Genomic DNA, 18,581 nt, shown 5'->3' with positions numbered 1-18,581 from the left:
TGCCGTCTTTTTTTATTTGATATCTTCAAAAATGTCAGATGCTTTCGCCTTCATTTGTTTCTTAATGGTTTTCGGTTTCTTCTCTTTTTTCACAGCCTCATAGACTGCGGCTGTCACAAGATCGCCTGCTTGCTGGAGGCGTTCTTTGCTGATATGTTCGATCGAGTCTTCAGGGGTATGATACCACGGCTCAACTTCTTCTGTTTCCGGGTCTCCCCAAATAAAGTTCGCGGAATCAATGCCGGCTTCGTGGAATGGCACATGATCAGATGATCCTCCCTGTGTCAGAGACAGGCTGTCAAACCCAATTTTTTCAGCAGCCGTATGGCTGGATTCCCAAACATAGTTAGATTGGCCATCCAATGTGTTGACATACAGCTCAGACGCTTTTTCCCAGCTTGTGCCTACCATATCTAAGTTGAAGTTCACTTCGCTTCGTTTCAGCTCTTTTTCCGATAGATGATCTACATAGTGAGAGGAGCCGAGCAGGCCGAGCTCTTCGGCGCCGAAAGCGATAAAGCGGATTTCTTTATCAGATGGAACGCTTTTTAAGACACGCGCCATCTCCAGCATAACAGAGGTTCCTGAGCCGTTGTCATTTGCTCCGGGTGAAAAAGGAACACTGTCGTAATGGGCCGTCACGTACACAATGTCTGGATGTTTGATGTTCTTTGGTTTTTTGATTCCGATGATATTCTGGGAGGTTTGGTTTGTGAATGCTTTTAGTTTTAAGGTGGCTTCTTTTTGCTGGGTAAGTGCTTCGCCGTCTTCTTTCTTAATGCCGACGACCGGAATGCCGACTTTATTTCCCGACAGGTTTGGCGTCATAGGCACGAGGCTTTCTTTGTTGTTATAAATGATGACAGCTTTCGCTCCGGCGGCTTCGGCATTTTTGGCTTTCTCGTAATAAGTCAGGTCTCCTCTGGAAATCAAGGCGATTTTGCCCTTGACGTCAGCGGTAAAGTCCTTTTGATAGCCCAATCCCGCATTGTAAAGCGGGGCCGTCAGCCCTTGTTCCTCAGTCGGAGCTGAACCGGACGCCGCTTGGAGAAGAATATCGCGTCCTGCTGAAGACAGTGTTCCCTCAAGCCGGTCAGGAATGTTGAATCGTTGAACCTTCACATCAAGCTTTAATTTTCTCATTGATGAGGCGATCAATAGGGCACTCTTTTTTTCAGCTGCAGTTCCGGCTATTCTGGGGCCGATTGCTTCACTTAGCTGAGAAATGGTAGAGTACGCATGTTTTGCTTTGAATGGAAGCTCGCGCTCGCTATTTGATATTTGTACAGCGTGCGCGGCAGGGGTGACACTCTGTGCCGGCAAGAGCAGTGTGCCGGCAGTTAAAACAGCCATCGTCATGACAGTCAAAAGCTTTTTCATCAAAAATAAACCTCCCCTAAATGTATGGTTGGGGAATATTTCGGGATGCTAAAGGAGTTTCCTGCAAGATGGAGAGCGTTTTTGAAAAGACAGTGCTTTATACCTGCAAAAAAACGCTTATGAATGAAGGGTCATAAGCGTTTCGGAATATCAGACTATTGGAGCTTTAAAAACTTGCGTTTGCCGACTTGGATGATCATATTCTCTCTTATCTCTGCTTTGGCGTGAACATCTGTTATTTTCTCTCCGTCGATGCGTACACCTCCGTTTTGAATCATGCGGCGCGCCTCGCTCTTCGAAGAGAGGAGTTTTAGCTTGACGAGCAGATCAATCATCGCTATCGTTTTTTCGCCTTTCCAGTTTACGGCCGGTATATCTTCCGGCAGGCTGTTTTCCTGAAAGACTGTTTTAAACGAGTGTTCGGCAGCTTCTGCTGCTTTCTCTCCGTGATACATTCGGACGATTGTTTTGGCTAAAAGCATTTTGGCATCACGCGGATGAACGGCGCCGGTTTCTAAGTCTTTTACGAGCTGTTTTTTCTCTTCAAGCTCTAAGTCTGTCGCCAAGTGGATGTATTTTTTCATCAGGCTGTCGGGCAGTGACATCGTTTTTCCGTACATGTCGTTTGGATGTTCGTTAATGCCGATGTAGTTGTGTTTCGACTTTGACATTTTTTCGACGCCATCCAAGCCTTCCAAGAGCGGCATAAGGATGACGACTTGTTTTTCTTTGTTGTATCGTTCTTGGAAATGCCGTCCCATGAGGACATTGAAATGCTGATCCGTTCCGCCTAATTCAATATCACTTTCGAGAACGACAGAATCATATCCCTGCATCAATGGGTAAAAGAATTCATGCAGTGAGATTGGTTTTTGCATGGCGATGCGTTCTTCAAAGTCGTCGCGCTCCATCAGGCGGGCTACCGTTATTTTCCCTGCTAATTCAATGACATCTTCCAGATTCAATGTTTTCAGCCATTTTGAGTTATAGTGAAGCTCGACTTTTTCTGGATCAAGCACTTTTCCGAATTGCTCAAAGTAGGTTTTGGCATTGTGCTGAACTTCTTCATCAGTCAGTTGCTTTCTGGCTGCCGATTTTCCCGTCGGATCACCAATTTTTCCTGTGAAATCCCCAATTAACAGCTGGACAATGTGGCCGTTTTCTTGAAATTGGCGAAGCTTATTTAACACAACCGTATGGCCCAAATGTACATCCGGTGCAGACGGATCTAATCCGAGCTTAATTTTAAGCGGCGTGCCCGTGGAAATTGATTTCACGAGCTTTGCCTTTAATTCCTCCGGCGGTATGACTTCGTGGGCGCCTGTCATGTATAGCTGAAGCTGTCTTTCTACCTCTTTTTGCTGTGACGCTGTGAGCTGCTCAAATGTTCTCATCATTTTTCCTCCTTTTTTACAAACACAAAAAAGAGCCCATCCCGATAAGGGACGTGGCTCAATGCACGCGGTACCACCCTGGTTGAAGACATTGTCTTCCGCTCATTCGAATAACGGTTTCCCGTTCTTTGCTACTTTTAAGGTTCACAAAGAAAGCTCGGGGAGGTAATTCACGTTTGCTGTGTGCCGGCTCGCACCTTCCGCCGGCTCTCTGAAACAGGGAGACAAACCGCTACTGGATTCCCGTCAAAGCTTATGTTGTATGAAGATTGTCAGCTACCTTTCTAAGCAGCCCTGTCAATATTTTCTGTTCGTCCTTCGTCATTCCCGCAATGAGCTCTGTTTCCCCTTTGTGAAACTCCGGGTAGAGTTCTTCGATCGCTTGTTTGCCGGAATCGGTGATAGAGACAAACACGAGTCGCCGATCTCTTGTGTCGATGCTTTTACGGCAAAAATTCTTTTTTTCGAGCGTTTTGATCACGTTGCTTGCTGTAGCTGTAGATATCCCTGACAGCTCAGCGATTTTTCTCGTTTCGAGCGCTCCCCATACCCATAGATCATAAAGAATGGAGAAAGCGGTCCAAGAAAGGTTATAGGAAGAAAGAACCTCAGTCTCCATTTTGACACGGAGCCTTTGTGCAGACCGATACAGATTCGTAGCGATCGAAATGGCTTCTAGGTTGAGTGACTCGACGGGCATTTGTTTGAGCTTAGAAAGTGTATCGTGTTCTTCCTTCCGAAGCTGCTGATGTTGATGTGAACGTTCCATTTTTTAGGCCTGCCTTAAATTAACAGAATCATTAGCTATGAAACGAATTGTAACAGAGGATGATGTGAACTTCAAGCCCATATATCGGTTGAATAAAAAAAGCCCAAACAACGCCAAAATAAACAAAAAACCGCAAACGGGGGTGCAGTTTTGCAAAAATATGTTCAATCCGTCTATAAACATGATCCGTTTCATCTATTTTCGACAGAGCATGTAGTGACGTTAGCGATTATCGCCCTTTTCGCCATTCTGTTGTTTTTGTTCCAAGATGGGGTCAAGCAGCCGAGGGCCAGCCGGTTTTTGCGTTCTCTGTTTGTGTTTCTTTTGCTTGGTTCGCAAATCGGCTATCAAATATGGATGGTCGCCACGGGCAGGTGGTCGGTGCGCACTTCATTGCCTCTCCAGCTTAGTGACCTGTCGGTGTATTTGTCAGCTATTATGTTAGTGACAAAAAGCAGAAAGCTGTTTGTGTTTTTATTTTTTGCCGGCATCGGCAGTTCGATTCAGGCTCTTGCCACTCCTGACCTTGGTATGTTTTCATTTCCGCATATCCGATATATCCTCTTTTTTATTTCTCACGGGTCTGTGTTTTTATCCTGTCTGCTGATGGCTGTGATTGGCACCTACAGAATGGGCCAGCGCTCGTTATGGGTGACAGTCCTGCTTGTTAATGTGTACGGCGTCTGTATTTTCCTGATTGATCGCTGGCTTGGCGCGAATTATATGTATTTGACGAAAAAACCGGGCGGATCCTCTCTCTTAGATGTTCTCGGGCCATGGCCATGGTATATCGTCTCGGCTGAAGCCATCACGGTCGCCAGCTTTTTCATTCTTTATTGGCTTTATCGCATCTTCAAAAAATGACACCTTTTTTGTTGTATCACACATTCTGTTTTAAAAAATGTCGGAGAACGTGTTTATTTTTTTGAAAAAGGGTATGTAACTTGTACAACAAAAAGGGAGATGAATACCATTGAGGAAAGATGAAATCATGCATATCGTATCATGCGCAGATGATAATTATGCTCGTCATTTAGGTGGGATGTTCGTTTCTTTATTGACTAACATGGATCAGGAGAGAGAGGTAAAATTATACGTCATTGATGGCGGAATTAAGCCTGATAACAAAAAAAGACTGGAAGAAACCACTTTGAAATTCGGAGTGCCGATTGAGTTTTTAGAAGTGGATACCAAAATGTATGAACATGCGGTAGAGAGCAGCCATATTACAAAAGCCGCGTATTACCGCATTTCGATTCCCGACTTAATTAAGGATGAAAGCATCAAACGAATGATTTACATCGATTGTGATGCGCTTGTCCTAGAGGATATTTCTAAGCTATGGGACTTAGACATTGCGCCATACACCGTAGCCGCTGTTGAGGATGCGGGGCAGCATGAACGCCTGAAAGAAATGAACGTCACTGATACAGGGAAGTATTTTAACTCAGGTATCATGATTATTGATTTTGAGTCTTGGAGAAAGCAAAACATCACAGAAAAAGTCATCAACTTTATCAATGAACACCCAGACGAAGACTTTCTTGTGCTGCATGACCAAGATGCACTGAATGCGATCTTGTATGATCAGTGGTATGAACTTCATCCGCGCTGGAACGCTCAAACCTATATCATGTTAAAGCTGAAAACCCCACCGACTCTGTTAGGGCGGAAGCTTTACAACGAAGCGAGACAAAACCCGGCAGTCGTCCACTTCTGCGGCGGTGAAAAGCCTTGGAATTCCAATACGAAACACCCATATCGTGATCAGTATTTCCATTACATGTCGTATACGAAGTGGAATACGATCAGCAACCCGGCGATCAACCAATAATACAGATATAAAAAAACGCTTTTGAGATGATCAAAAGCGTTTTTTGTTTGTCTCAGCGTGCGACTGACCGTTGGTAGAACCGCTGAATATGCATGGCGATGTAGCACAATTCTTTTTCAGGAAACTCAAAGCCGTATTCCTTCTTCACAAAGGTGCCGATGCTTAGGGCACACAGGAAGGCATCCTTAAACTTCTCTTTAATGATGTCGATCATTTCTGCGTCCAGCTCGTAAATGGATTCGCCTGCTTTGATATGCTGAATGGCAAAGCGGAGATGGGTCACAAGCCGTTCATAAGAGATGGTATCTTCAACGATATTAATAGACAGTTGAATTTCGATAATCTCGATAATATCACGGATCATTGTTGTAATATCAAGCGTTTGTGTCATATCGCCGGCATTGTTTCTTGCTGTGTGGATATGCATGGCGATATTGCCGATTTCATCATCAGGAATGTGAATCCCCAGTTTATCTTTAATCAGTGCTCTGGCCCATAAGCCGATCTGGAACTCCTTTGGATAAAGGACTTTGATTTCATTCAGCAGCGGATTTTTGATAACCATCCCATTGCTCAGGCGTTCAATCGCAAAAGAAAGATGGTCTGAAAAAGCGACATGAATGCGCTCGTTGATTTTGATGTTCAGCTCTTTTTCGGCATGAGAGATAATTTGCTCAGAAATCTGAATGTGGTCTTCAGGCAATGTTTCTAAAATCTCTTCGAACTGCTTATAGTCAGGTGTATCTTTTCTGATAAAGGTTTTTTCTATTTTTGACGGATCGACAATATCATTCTTCTTTTTGTTAAACGCAATTCCTGCACCCAAGAGAATCTTCTCTTCATTTTGATCCTTTACGACGATAGCATTATGATTTAAGATTCTTTTAATTTTCATAGCTTTTTTGTCCTTTCATCCCCCGTTTTATGAATGAAAACGAATAAATCCAGTTATTCTGTCTCTTCTTTAAACCCGAGAAACAATGTAGCTATAAAAGCAGAGACGGCTGCGATCAAAAAACCGATCATATAATGAACAAAATTCGCGGCGCCAAACGGCAGCACAATTGAAATCATCGGAATGCCTGTCAGCCCGTAGGAATTTGCCACAACTTGTACCGCAACCACGTATGCTCCGCCAATAGCACCGCCGATGGCTGCTCCGATAAAGGGACGGATCAATTTGAGATTTACCCCGAATACAATCGGCTCAACAATGCCTAAAAACGCGGTCAGAGAAGCGGGGAGCGCAATTTTCTTCAGGCTTGATTGTTTCGTTTTGAGGAATACCGCAAGCCCCGCTCCGCCTTGGGCCACATTCGCCATCGACCATATCGGCACTAAAAAGTTGACACCGACATGCGGATTAGCAAGCAGCGTTGCCTCAATTGCATAAAAGCTATGATGCAATCCAGATAGGACGATGGTGGAGTAGATGCCGCCGAAAAGGGCTCCGGCGGCAATGCCGGCGTGATCATAGATATAGACGATCGATTGTGTCATGATCTGGCCGATGATGGACGCGGCGGGATTCATCACAATCAGCGCGAGGCACCCTGTCACCATGACCGTAATAAAGGGAATAATCACGACATCAAGTGACTTCGGCACAATCGATTTTAATAGCTTCTCAATTTTGCTCATGACAAAAACGGAGAGAAGAATCGGTATCATGGAACCCTGATACCCCATCATCGGGATATGAAGCCCCCATATGTCTAAAGAAGACGGGGTTTTGCTGCCGAGCATAGACGGGTCCAGCAGATCAGGATGCGTCAAAAGCCCCGCGATCACTGCCCCTAGGTATGGGTTGCTGCCAAATTGCCGTGCGGCACTGAAGCCGACTAAAATCGGCAGTAAAATAAAGGCTGTGCTGGACACGAGGTCGAGCATTTTAATCCATGGGCTGCCGGCAGCGAACCAGTGAAACACCTTAATCATGCCGATCAGCCCCATGAGCAGGCCGCTTGCTGTTATTGCCGGAATAATCGGCACAAAAATATCGGACAGTGTTTTCGCAAAAGCTGCGGCAGGGTTCAGCTTCCGGCTGGCTTTTTTCTGGTGGACAGGTTCTTCAGAAGGCGCGTTCTCCCATACATGAACGACTTCTTTATATATTTTGTTGACGACGCCTGCTCCGAAGATAATCTGGAAAAGCCCATAACGGAAAAAGGTGCCCTGCACACCTTGCAGGTTCTCAATGGCATGTATATCAATTTTCGTCTCGTCCTTTACATCAAAACGAAGACGGGTCGTACAATGGCTGATGCTGATAATATTGTTTTTTCCTCCTGCGAGCAGCAGTAATTCTTTTGCAATCTCTTTATGCAAGCAATCAAAACCTCCTTTGCTGAAGAAAAGTCGGCTTGTTCATCGTATCAAATGAAAAGTTGACAATCAAAATGAAAAAAGTGAGAAATACCGGCTGAAAATGACAAAAATGCCCGCGTCGACGACGGAGCATTAGAATAGGGGTTGTCCAAGGCGCCGTTATGAGCCCAACACGAAAAGAAGAGTTAAAATGCCCTGCTTTTTAGGCACTAATACTCCCTTTGCATCATTGGGTCTTGCCTGCCTGCCCAGTCACAATCCCGCCATATGTGGTGATAACTGTAATAACGTTCATTTTATGCTGTTCATGGCTGTATAGCAATAGTATGAAAAGCCTGTGAGGCGGATGGGAAAAAGGTTGTGTACGATTTTCTTAGAATGTAAAAAACCTTTAAGACCTGGAATGCAAGTCTTAAAGGTTTTTGGTTACTTTTTCGGTTTGACGGCGTTCAGCCGTTTTTGCAGCTTTGTTTTTTCATTGGATGCTTTTAATTGATTCACTGCAGACTGAGCGGATGCCTTTGATTTCTTTGTTTTGTCTTTTTCCGCTTTCTTCACTTTTGCCTTGGCAGTTTCCACTTTTTTTGCTTCAGCCGCCGCCACCTTTTTCTTCACTTTGTCTAACCGTTTTTGCAATGCCGTTTTGTCCTTGCCTGCTTGAAGCTGATTGACGGCTGATTGTGCTTTTGCCGTATTTGCATCAGTTGATTTCTTTTCGGCCGCAGATACGGATTGCTGCGCCGTCTTCAAATTGGTGCTCTTCACTTTGTTAAGGCGTTTCTGCAGGGACGTTTTTTCTGAACTTGCCGGCAGCTTGCCAATTGCTGATTGTGCGCTGTCCACATCTGTTTTCTTTTTGCTTTTCTCCGCTTTCGCAACTTTGTCTTTCGCTTGCTTTGACGCGATGTAGCGTTTTACTTGGTCTAAGCGTTTTTGCAGGTTCTTTTTGTCTGTTCCGTTTGGCAGCTTGTTGATGGCAGTTTGTGCTGTATCAACGGTTTGCTGTGTTTTATATTTTTCTGCATTTGCGACTTTGTCTTTCGCATCTTTTACATTTCTGTATGACTGTACTTTATCCAGTCTTTTTTGCAGGGCAGTTTTGGCGTCGGAGCCCGGCAGCTGGCTGACGAGTTCTTGCGCTTTGTTGATATCGGTTTGTGCTTTTGTTTGTTCCGCTTTTTTCACCGCTTGCTCTGCTGCCGCGTACGCTGAATCTGTTGCCTGTGCTTTATATTGGATTAAGCCGTAGCCAAATTGCTGATCGCGGCCTGCGGTACCAAGATCAACGATATTTCTCCGCATTTCCTCGCGAAGCTGGACGTTTGTCTCGGCAGGATCACGCTGTTTTAACAAGGCAAACATGGCAGCGGCGTGCGGTGTCGCTTGGGATGTTCCGCTTCCTGTTGCATAATACTGGTTTAAGTAAGTGCTTGTGATGTTTGTCCCCGGCGCTGAAAATTCAACTTCATCTCCAGTTGTTGAGAAGGAGGCAAGCTGATTCTTTTCGTTTGTTGCTGAAACAGCAACGACACTGCTGTATGCCGCCGGATAATTCACTGGCTTGCCGTTTCCGTCGTTACCGCTTGCGGCAACAAGCAGAACGCCTTGTTCATATGCTTTGTTCACGGCGTCATGAAGGATTTTGCTGTCTGACGTCGTGCCAAGGCTCATATTGACGATGTCCATCCCGTTTGCGATCGACCAGTCAATTCCTTGGAGAAGACTTTGAAGATCCCCCGAGCCGTTCTGATCAAGCGCTTTAACCGCGTATATTTGTGCTTCCGGTGCGATGCCGTCAATTCCGTAGCCGTTATGCTTGGCTCCGATAATCCCTGCGACATGTGTTCCGTGGCCGTTATCATCTTTGTAAGAAGAGGTATAACTGACAGCTGAATACCCGCCGGCAATCGACAGGTCATCGTGGGGGGAGATCCCGCTGTCAATGACGGCAATTTTGATATTTTTTCCTGTCAGTCCTGCCTTCCAAGCCTGTTTCACCTGAATGGGCTCAAGGTTCCATTGCTCAAAGTTGTCAGAGGTGTCAGAGCCGTCTGACAGCACTTTGAAATCCGTGCTGTCTGCTGCGGTAAATGATACGTTGTTTTCTACATACAAAATATCAGGATCCTGCTTTAATTCTTTTACTGTCTCCTGGTCTGCTGTGACCGCTACCGCGGGAAGATGCTTATACTGCTGTTCAACATCAGCATCACTATCCAGGATAGTTTCCTTTCCGGCCTTGTTTTTATAAACCACAATAACCTCTTTCTCGCTGCTGTTTTGCGCATGAGCGAGAGGGCCTATGGCGAGAAAACTGAAAAACAGAGTGACTGATACAACAAGTTTGCAAGACATGTTTTTCATGATTAATCTCCTTTTTCTATGATGTTTGATATATATATCGGAGAAAAAAGAGAGATTAATAGATAAAAATTTTTCATAGACAGGATTGTTTGGCAAAATGCAGATTTTTTCCGCAGGAAGAGGAAATTTTCCAAATGAATTTGTAAGCGTTTTCAAAATAAGATAAAGAAAACATTGCGGAGGTTGTTCACAAAGCAATGAGAAAAGGGGGCTTTTAAGATGAGCGCATTCACTCGGGTAATGGAAGAAAAAATAATGCCTGTCGCCGGGAAAATTGCCGGACAGCGGCACCTCAGCGCTTTGCGTGACGGAATTATCCTGACCATGCCGCTGATTATTATCGGGTCTGTCTTCTTGATTTTAACGAGCCTGCCGATTCCGGGGTATGCTGATTTCATGGCGAGTGTGTTTGGGAAGGAGTGGGCTGATAAGCTCGGATATCCCGTCAATGCTTCGTTTGATATTATGGCGATGATCGCCGCTTTCGGGATCGCCTATCGGCTGGCGGAAAGCTATGGTGTTGATGCCCTTTCGGCCGGAGCGATTTCAATTGCCGCATTTCTATTGGCAACGCCGTTTGAGGTGCCGTTTACACCGGATGGCTCAACGGAGTCCATCATGGTAGGGGGCGGAATCCCGATCACGCTACTTGGCAGCAAGGGCTTATTTGTCGCCATGCTGATCGCCTTGTTTTCAACCGAAATCTATCGGTACATTATTCAAAAAAATATCGTCTTCAAAATGCCAGACGGTGTGCCGCCTGCGGTAAGCAAATCATTTGTCGCGCTGATTCCCGGCTTTATCATTGTGCTTCTCGTATGGCTGGCGCGTCTTCTGATTGAAATGACACCTTTTCAGAGTCTGCACAATGTCGTAGGAGACCTGCTTGGCACACCGCTTTCCATCCTTGGCGGCAGTCTCGGCGGAAGCCTGATCGCTGAATTTGTGCAGATGCTGCTTTGGTCGTGCGGGATTCACGGGGCTTCCATCATTGGCGGAATCATGGCGCCAATTTGGTACGGCGCGATGGATGCCAACCGTCTCGCCTTCCAAGCGGGCGAGGCGCTGCCGAGTATTTTTACGACTCAGTTCTTTCAAATTTGGATCAATGTCGGCGGGAGCGGAGCGACGCTGGCGCTTGTCCTGACGATGCTTGTCCGATCTCGCAGCAAACAAATGAAGCAGCTTGGCCGATTAGGGATTGGGCCCGCGCTTTTTAATATCAACGAGCCGATCATTTTCGGCATGCCGATTGTCATGAATCCGCTCCTTATTGTCCCATTTATCATCGCACCGCTCCTCACGATTACCGCGACTTATATCGGCATGAGCACCGGGCTGGTGGCAAGACCGGCCGGAATCGCGGTGCCATGGACGATGCCGCCGCTCATATCAGGTTACCTGGCGACAGGCGGAAAGGTGTCGGGCGCCGTTATGCAGCTGGTAAATCTGCTGATCACCTGTGCCATCTACTATCCGTTTTTCAGAATATGGGATCATCAAAAATGGAAGGAAGAGAGTGCGGTTGAATCCGGGGGTGAGAATGTTTCGTAATTTTGTAAGCGTTTAAATAATAAAAAAAGCAGCGTTACGCTGCTTTTTTCTTAACGCTGAAAGAACTCAATCCACTCGCCATCAGGACCTTCAATATAGAAGTAACGGTACCCGTTTGGAAGAGTTGTGATCTCTTCGTCGATAAATTTCGCGTTCATTCTTTCCGCTTTTGTATATTCAGCCGCGATGTCATCCGTCAGCAGGGCAATGTGGTGTACTTTTCCTTCGACGGGAAGCTCACTGCTGTAGCCTTGAATCAGTTCGATTTCTGTTTCCGGACCGTCTTCAAAGCCAAGAAAAGCAAGCTCGATTACGCCGTTCGTATGTGTGATGCGATCCTTCAATTTCATGCCGAGAACCTCTTCATAAAATGTGATGGACGCGTTGATATCCCTTACCATAATGCCTGTATGGTCAATTCGTTTTGCCATGCTGCTCCTCCTCGTAACTCTTTTTGTCTATCGTAGAAAAACCTTTCCTTTCTGTCAATGCAGACATCTTGGCGTTTTGTGGTACGATAAGAGAAAGCAAACAGAAAGAGGACGAAATATATGAAGTTACTCACCCTAAAGAAAGCACATGCTGCAAAAATCAAAAAAGGCTATCCGCTCATCGAAAAGGAAGCTCTCGCAGGGAGTGCGGGGCACGTGAAAGAAGGAGACCTCGTTGATATCGTGTCTGAGAGCGGCGAGTTTCTTGCGCGGGGGTATTATGGCCTGCAAAACAAAGGGGTCGGCTGGACGCTTACCCGCAATAAGAATGAACAGATTGACCAAGCATTTTTTCTCAGCAAATTAACAAAAGCAGTTCAAGCGCGTGCCAAACTTTTCGCGACCCAAGATACTACCGCTTTCCGCATGTTCAATGGTGAGGGAGACGGCGTTGGCGGCGTCACGATCGACTATTATGACGGCTACCTGCTGGTTCAATGGTACAGCAAAGGCATTTACGCCTTTAAAGACATGCTGGTTTCCGCTTTGGATGAGCTGGATCTGAACTATAAAGCCATTTACGAGAAAAAACGCTTCGACACGGCGGGACAATATGTTGAAGATGATGATTTCGTGAAAGGGAAAAGAGGCGAGTTCCCAATCATCATTCTGGAAAATGGCATTCAATACGCGGTCGATCTGAATGAAGGCGCCATGACGGGCATCTTTTTGGATCAGAGACATGTGCGCAAGGTGATCAGAGACCGCTATGCAAAAGGAAAAACAGTGTTAAATACGTTTTCTTATACGGGGGCATTCTCCGTGGCAGCGGCGCTTGGCGGAGCAGAGAAAACAACAAGCGTAGACGTGGCAAACCGGAGCCTTGCCAAAACGATTGAGCAATTCAGCGTGAACAAGCTGGATTACGAGGCACACGACATTAAAGTGATGGACGTGTTTAACTATTTTTCGTATGCCGCGAAAAAGGATCTGCGCTTTGATCTGATTATTCTCGACCCGCCTTCCTTTGCGCGTACAAAAAAACGCACCTTCAGCGCGGCCAAGGATTATAAAAACCTGCTGAAGGAAACGATCGCCATCACAGCTGACAAGGGCATCATCGTTGCTTCCACAAACAGCAGCGCCTTCGGCATGAAGAAATTCAAAGGCTTTATCGATGCCGCCTTTAAAGAAACAAATGAACGCTACACCATCATTGAGGAATTTACACTGCCGGAGGATTTCAAAACGATTTCGGCGTTCCCGGAAGGCAACTATCTAAAAGTGGTTTTTCTGCAGAAAAAATAAAGAAAAAAGCTGCCCTGTTCAGGAGCAGCTTTTGTTATGTAGAAATGATCTGCTGGACGCGGCCGATGCGGCCATCTTCAAGCCGGACTTTAATGCCGTGCGGATGAAAGCTTGATTTCGTTAAAATATCCTTTACTGTCCCTCTCGTCAGTTTTCCTGTTTTTTGATCTGCTTTCAATACAATATCAACCTGTAATCCTTTCGAAATGCTGCTTCGCTCTTGCCCGTTCATAGCGTACATCCCCTTTCCTTTTGTTCATTATAGTCATTATGGTTTAAAAGTAACAGCCGGCTGATGAAGTGTATTTTTGTTTTTTTCAGCCTTCATTAAATATAATGTCAGCCCAAAGCCTGCTATGCTCAGAATGCCAAAAAGCAAGTAGACTGCGAAGATTGACACGTAGTCAAAAATGTATCCGCCTGTAAATGTACAGAACCAGTTGCCGAATCCATTGCCGATGGCGGCGTACATGGTCAGCGCCGTCGCTTCAACGTGGCTTGGCGTAATCTTTTTTACATATTGAAGCGCCGCCGGGATAAATAAACCGATCGCAACTCCCTGAAGAAAGACCGTCGCATAAATGATCCATAATGAAGGCGCTGTAAAATAGAGCGCCCACCTGAATAATGAGACCCCGCCTGACAGCATAATGACGTTGAGCAGCCCCATTTTATCTATAAATGTTTGGGCAAATCGCATAAATGGAATTTCCGAAATGACGCCGATGAAAAATAAAATGCCGATAGCGGAAAGTGACGCGCCGCTTTTGTCCAGAAAAAGACTGAAATACGTATTGTTCGCTAAGTTTGGAGCAAATGTCGTAAAGGTGATGATCATAAAGATGAGGAAGGTTTTGTTGCTGATAAGCTCCCGGAATCCTTTGCGGATATTGACCTTTGTTTTCGTTTTCTGCTGGCCCGGCATTTGAGAAGCCAATATGGCGGCAATGCACAGAAAGGCACAGCCAAAGATAAAGATCACGTGAATGGGGTACAGCTGGTTCGTCACCTGTCCCATGGCAAACACCGCGACGCCGAAGCCGAGAGAGCCAAACAGGCGGATTCCGCCGTAGTTGCCGTTTGTTTCTTGTGTGTACCTTAGTGAAATGCTGTCCGAAAGTGGAATAATCGTGCTTTGAAAGGCTGCAAAACAGGCCGCAATCAAAATAAACAGAGGAAAGCTGTCAAATGCAATATAGCCTAGTCCAATGATGCCTGTGATTGATGTGCAAACCGCCAGCAGGCCTTTCGTTTTTTGCGTATAGTCGCTCAGCATGCCCCAAAACGGCTGAAAGAAAATCATCACAATCGGGCCCAGTGACATGATCAAGCCGACCTGTGATCCGCTTAAATGCTGTTCCTTCGTTAAATACATACTGAGTAGGGGAATCATGCTGCCCGTACCGAGAAAAGCAAACAAATAAAATCCTTTTAACGCGGCATAATGCCGTCTCACCTGCAAGTTGTGCATCAGGGTGCCTCCTTTGGTATCCACAAATACATTATATTGGAATTCGTCAGCTTTTCAATAAGGGGAAGCACATAAAAAAAACTGCCCTCGAGAGGACAGTTTTTTACATAAATGAAAGCAAAAATGGCGCCGCGCAAAGCGTCATAATCGCAGCTAAGATCATCGATACGCTTGAAATTGTGCCGGACACAGAGCTGAGCTCAAATGCCTTTGACGTTCCCGCTCCGTGCGCGCTTGTGCCAAGCAGCACGCCCCGCGCAATTTCGTTATCAATGCGGAAATAACGGATGACCATCGGGCCGATCACTGTGCCGAGCAAAGCGGTTAAAATCACAAACACGGCTGTGACGGCAGGCATTCCGCCGATCATTTCAGATACGTTCATCGCGATCGGCGTTGTCACTGATCTCGGGACGAGGCTGTCAATTAAGCCGGTGCCGAGGTGAAGCCATTTCGCAATAAGAGCGGTAGAAATAATCGCGATGCATGAACCGACGGCCACATTCAAAATAATTTCCACTGCGTATTTCTTTAAAACAGGGAAATATTTATATAGCGGGATCGCGAATGCCACGGTGGCCGGCTGTAGCATATCGGTCAGCAATCCGCCGCCGAGATTATAGGACTCGTACGGGACATTCACCAGCAGCAGCAGACCGACTAACACAGCGGGCGTCACCAATAGCGGCGACGTATAAACACGCGGAAAGCGTTGATATACCTTTTTTGCTCCTAAATACACCAAAACCGTTAAAAACAAACTTACAATTCCGATGAACACGTATGCTTTTTCTCCTTTCTCTTTGCAATGAGTTGTGTAAGCGTTCCTGTAGACACCATCACGACAAACGTGCTGATGATGACAACAAGCAGAATGCTGACACCAAATTTCGACATAATGTCTCCGTATTCAATCACTCCGACGGCAGACGGGATAAAAAATAAAAGCAGCTCCCCGAGAAGCCACGCTGCACCAAGCTCTATCCATTCAAGCTTGATAATGTTAAAGTGCAATAATGTGAAAAGAATCACAATCCCTATTATACTGCCGGGAATATTTATATGAAGAAGGGCTGTCACCCAATTAATCAGCCGAGCAAATATAAATAACAGAGCGATTTGAATAACGGTTAGCAACAGTTTTTTCATATTGATGCCTCCCTTATATACTTATTGTACATAAGGTCTCGCTATAGGTAAAATATATATTAAGAATAAGAAGTATTCCTTTTGTCTATAGAAAGGGTGAAGCACATGGATATCCGCCATTTAACATATTTCTTGGAAGTCGCCCGTTTAAAAAGTTTTACGAAGGCTTCCCAATCCCTTTATGTTTCTCAGCCGACGATATCAAAAATGATCAAAAATTTAGAAGAAGAGCTCGGAATTGAACTGTTTTACCGAAACGGCAGGCAGGTGGAACTGACTGATGCCGGTCATAGCATGTATGTGCAGGCGCAGGAAATCATTAAATCATTTCAAAACCTGACGTCAGAATTAAATGATATTATGGAAGTCAAGAAAGGGCACGTACGGATTGGACTGCCGCCGATGATCGGATCGGGGTTTTTCCCCAGAGTGCTCGGCGATTTCCGTGAAAACTATCCGAATGTCACCTTTCAGCTAGTCGAAGACGGTTCTATAAAAGTCCAAGAAGGTGTCGGGGACGGCTCTCTTGATATCGGCGTTGTGGTCCTTCCCGCAAACGAAGATATCTTTCATTCGTTTACAATCGTAAAAGAAACCTTAATGCTTGTCGTTCACCCTTCCCACCGGCTGGCTGATGAGAAAGAATGTCAGCTGCGTGAGTTGAAGGACGAGCCTTTTATTTTCTTCAGGGAGGATTTTGTCCTGCACAACCGAATTATGACGGAATGTATCAAGGCTGGGTTCCGGCCCCATATCATTTATGAAACATCACAATGGGATTTTATTAGTGAGATGGTATCAGCCAACCTTGGGATCGGGCTTTTGCCGGAACGGATCTGCCGCGGCCTTGACCCGGAAAAAGTGAAAGTCATTCCGCTTGTCGATCCGGTCATCCCTTGGCACCTCGCCATTATTTGGAGAAAGGACCGGTACTTGTCGTTTGCCGCCAGAGCTTGGCTCGAACACACGAAATCGTATTTATGGGACCCGAAAAAAGAAAGTAAAGGATGATGCAAACATGGATGCACAATCAGCAGCGAAATGTCTTACGGCTGTCCGCCGGCATAGCCCACTGGTGCATAGCATAACCAACAATGTCGTAACAAATTTCACAGCAAACGGCCTGCTCGCGCTCGGCGCATCGCCCGTTATGGCATACGCGAAAGAAGAGGTCGCCGATATGGCGAAGATTGCGGGTGCACTCGTTTTAAATATCGGAACGCTGAGCAAGGAGTCAGTCGAAGCGATGATCATCGCGGGAAAATCAGCTAATGAACATGGCGTTCCCGTCATTCTTGATCCTGTCGGTGCCGGAGCAACACCGTTCCGCACTGAATCGGCACGTGACATCATTCGTGAGGTGCGCCTAGCTGCAATCAGAGGAAATGCGGCGGAAATTGCCCATACCGTCGGCGTGACCGATTGGCTGATCAAAGGTGTTGATGCGGGTGAAGGCGGAGGCGACATCATCCGGCTGGCTCAGCAGGCGGCACAAAAGCTAAACACGGTCATTGCGATAACTGGTGAAGTTGATGTCATAGCCGACACGTCACATGTATACACCCTTCATAACGGCCACAAGCTGCTGACAAAAGTGACAGGCGCCGGTTGCCTGCTGACTTCCGTCGTCGGTGCGTTTTGTGCTGTGGAAGAAAATCCATTGTTTGCTGCTATTGCGGCCATTTCTTCGTATGGGGTCGCCGCTCAGCTTGCCGCACAGCAGACGGCTGACAAAGGCCCTGGAAGCTTTCAGATTGAATTGCTGAACAAGCTTTCAACTGTTACTGAACAAGACGTCCAAGAATGGGCGACTATAGAAAGGGTGACTGTCTCATGACTCGTATTTCTCGGGAAATGATGAAAGAGTTTTTATCTGTTTACTTCATTATGGGGTCAAACAATACGAAAGCCGATCCTGTTACAGTTGTACAAAAAGCGTTAAAAGGTGGTGCCACCCTGTACCAGTTCCGTGAAAAAGGCGGGGATGCGCTGACAGGAGAGGCTCGGATTGAATTTGCTGAAAAAGTGCAGGCAGCCTGCCGTGAAGCTGGTGTTCCGTTCATTGTCAATGATGATGTGAAATTGGCTCTGAAGCTGAAAGCTGACGGTATCCACATCGGCCAGGAAGACGCAAATGCGAAAGAGGTAAGAGCTGCCATAGGTGATATGATTCTCGGCGTTTCCGCTCATACGATGTCTGAGGTGAAGCAAGCTGAAGAAGACGGAGCGGATTATGTCGGGCTTGGGCCGATCTATCCGACTGAAACGAAAAAAGATACGAGAGCGGTACAAGGGGTATCTCTTATTGAAGCAGTCCGCCGTCAAGGCATCAGCATTCCAATTGTCGGCATCGGCGGCATCACAATAGATAATGCAGCACCTGTTATCCAAGCGGGGGCCGATGGTGTCAGTATGATCAGCGCCATTAGTCAGGCGGAGGATCCTGAGAGTGCTGCACGCAAGTTTCATGAAGAAATTCAAACGTATAAAACAAGAAGATAAACGTTCTTCTTCCTTCAAAAGGCTGTTCTGTAAAAGGACAGCTTTTTTGCTGTCCATCAAGGTTTTCAGACCTTCAAATTTTAATTGACAAAGGACA

Annotated in this window: 18 protein-coding genes and 1 other annotated feature; of the genes, 7 read left to right on the top strand and 11 right to left on the bottom strand. The window is 46.0% G+C overall.

The window, feature by feature from the left end:
* Nucleotides 1-12 precede the first annotated feature (12 nt).
* The 3 genes from ywaD to ywaE all read right to left on the bottom strand — a co-directional run bounded on the left by ywaD (nt 13) and on the right by ywaE (nt 3,543).
* Nucleotides 13-1,380, bottom strand: coding sequence for an aminopeptidase YwaD (ywaD, locus tag ACZ07B_RS16230; protein ID WP_464877433.1), 1,368 nt, complete (start codon nt 1,378-1,380; stop codon nt 13-15).
* Nucleotides 1,381-1,535: 155 nt separating this feature from the next.
* Entirely contained in the window at nt 1,536-2,777 is a 1,242-nt protein-coding gene (tyrS, locus tag ACZ07B_RS16225; protein WP_080351463.1) for a tyrosine--tRNA ligase, read from the bottom strand.
* Between the two features lie 41 nt (nt 2,778-2,818).
* Nucleotides 2,819-3,033, bottom strand: a binding site (T-box leader).
* Entirely contained in the window at nt 3,028-3,543 is a 516-nt protein-coding gene (gene ywaE, locus ACZ07B_RS16220) for a tyrZ transcriptional regulator YwaE (RefSeq protein WP_019712840.1), read from the bottom strand. (Overlaps the previous feature by 6 nt.)
* Before the next feature lie 150 nt (nt 3,544-3,693).
* On the opposite strand from ywaE, the gene ACZ07B_RS16215 reads away from it, so the two are divergent.
* Together ACZ07B_RS16215 and ACZ07B_RS16210 are read left to right on the top strand one after the other, a co-directional pair.
* Nucleotides 3,694-4,407, top strand: coding sequence for a YwaF family protein (locus tag ACZ07B_RS16215; RefSeq protein WP_464877432.1), 714 nt, complete (start codon nt 3,694-3,696; stop codon nt 4,405-4,407).
* Nucleotides 4,408-4,516: 109 nt separating this feature from the next.
* Nucleotides 4,517-5,377 (top strand): glycosyltransferase family 8 protein, encoded by an 861-nt coding sequence (locus tag ACZ07B_RS16210; protein WP_464877431.1) that lies wholly within the window; start codon nt 4,517-4,519, stop codon nt 5,375-5,377.
* Nucleotides 5,378-5,429: 52 nt separating this feature from the next.
* On the opposite strand, the gene sacY is transcribed toward ACZ07B_RS16210, so the two are convergent.
* The 3 genes from sacY to epr all read right to left on the bottom strand — a co-directional run bounded on the left by sacY (nt 5,430) and on the right by epr (nt 10,069).
* Complete coding sequence (sacY, locus tag ACZ07B_RS16205; RefSeq protein ID WP_003244589.1) at nt 5,430-6,272, bottom strand: transcription antiterminator SacY; 843 nt, start codon at nt 6,270-6,272, stop codon at nt 5,430-5,432.
* A gap of 53 nt (nt 6,273-6,325) precedes the next feature.
* A complete protein-coding gene (gene sacX, locus ACZ07B_RS16200; RefSeq protein WP_024572918.1) occupies nt 6,326-7,705 on the bottom strand; it encodes a SacY negative regulator SacX in 1,380 nt (459 codons plus the stop codon).
* 426 nt (nt 7,706-8,131) lie between these two features.
* A complete protein-coding gene (epr, locus tag ACZ07B_RS16195; RefSeq protein WP_464877430.1) occupies nt 8,132-10,069 on the bottom strand; it encodes a minor protease Epr in 1,938 nt (645 codons plus the stop codon).
* Nucleotides 10,070-10,288: 219 nt separating this feature from the next.
* Between epr and celB the strand changes: the two genes are divergently transcribed.
* On the top strand, nt 10,289-11,623 hold the full coding sequence (celB, locus tag ACZ07B_RS16190; protein ID WP_464877429.1) for a PTS cellobiose transporter subunit IIC: 1,335 nt from the start codon (nt 10,289-10,291) through the stop codon (nt 11,621-11,623).
* A gap of 50 nt (nt 11,624-11,673) precedes the next feature.
* Here the strand turns inward: celB and glxA are convergent, their stop codons facing one another.
* Nucleotides 11,674-12,054 (bottom strand): glyoxalase GlxA, encoded by a 381-nt coding sequence (gene glxA / locus ACZ07B_RS16185; RefSeq protein WP_003236077.1) that lies wholly within the window; start codon nt 12,052-12,054, stop codon nt 11,674-11,676.
* Between the two features lie 120 nt (nt 12,055-12,174).
* On the opposite strand from glxA, the gene ACZ07B_RS16180 reads away from it, so the two are divergent.
* Nucleotides 12,175-13,362 (top strand): class I SAM-dependent rRNA methyltransferase, encoded by a 1,188-nt coding sequence (locus tag ACZ07B_RS16180; RefSeq protein WP_019259830.1) that lies wholly within the window; start codon nt 12,175-12,177, stop codon nt 13,360-13,362.
* Nucleotides 13,363-13,396: 34 nt separating this feature from the next.
* Here the strand turns inward: ACZ07B_RS16180 and ACZ07B_RS16175 are convergent, their stop codons facing one another.
* From ACZ07B_RS16175 to ACZ07B_RS16160, 4 genes are all read right to left on the bottom strand, one after another.
* On the bottom strand, nt 13,397-13,594 hold the full coding sequence (locus ACZ07B_RS16175) for a YwbE family protein (RefSeq protein WP_003236073.1): 198 nt from the start codon (nt 13,592-13,594) through the stop codon (nt 13,397-13,399).
* 36 nt (nt 13,595-13,630) lie between these two features.
* Nucleotides 13,631-14,833, bottom strand: coding sequence for an MFS transporter (locus ACZ07B_RS16170; RefSeq protein WP_217002765.1), 1,203 nt, complete (start codon nt 14,831-14,833; stop codon nt 13,631-13,633).
* Between the two features lie 103 nt (nt 14,834-14,936).
* Entirely contained in the window at nt 14,937-15,614 is a 678-nt protein-coding gene (locus ACZ07B_RS16165) for a CidB/LrgB family autolysis modulator (RefSeq protein ID WP_003227371.1), read from the bottom strand.
* Complete coding sequence (locus ACZ07B_RS16160; protein WP_003227375.1) at nt 15,596-15,982, bottom strand: CidA/LrgA family holin-like protein; 387 nt, start codon at nt 15,980-15,982, stop codon at nt 15,596-15,598. Before ACZ07B_RS16160 ends, ACZ07B_RS16165 begins: the two co-directional genes overlap by 19 nt.
* Nucleotides 15,983-16,087: 105 nt before the next feature.
* Here ACZ07B_RS16160 and cidR point away from each other — a divergent pair, with 105 nt between their 5' ends.
* The 3 genes from cidR to thiE are packed head-to-tail and all read left to right on the top strand — an operon-like array spanning nt 16,088 to nt 18,484.
* A complete protein-coding gene (gene cidR / locus ACZ07B_RS16155; protein WP_015250931.1) occupies nt 16,088-16,993 on the top strand; it encodes a cidABC operon transcriptional activator CidR in 906 nt (301 codons plus the stop codon).
* 7 nt (nt 16,994-17,000) lie between these two features.
* Complete coding sequence (gene thiM, locus ACZ07B_RS16150; protein ID WP_003244274.1) at nt 17,001-17,819, top strand: hydroxyethylthiazole kinase; 819 nt, start codon at nt 17,001-17,003, stop codon at nt 17,817-17,819.
* Nucleotides 17,816-18,484 (top strand): thiamine phosphate synthase, encoded by a 669-nt coding sequence (gene thiE, locus ACZ07B_RS16145; protein ID WP_464877428.1) that lies wholly within the window; start codon nt 17,816-17,818, stop codon nt 18,482-18,484. The genes thiM and thiE overlap by 4 nt, the downstream gene beginning before the upstream one ends.
* The last annotated feature ends 97 nt before the right edge of the window (nt 18,485-18,581 follow it).

The organism is Bacillus sp. 9.4 (assembly GCF_055486415.1).
Note: the sequence above shows the minus strand (reverse complement) of the source record. Positions and strands in the feature narration are given on the sequence as shown.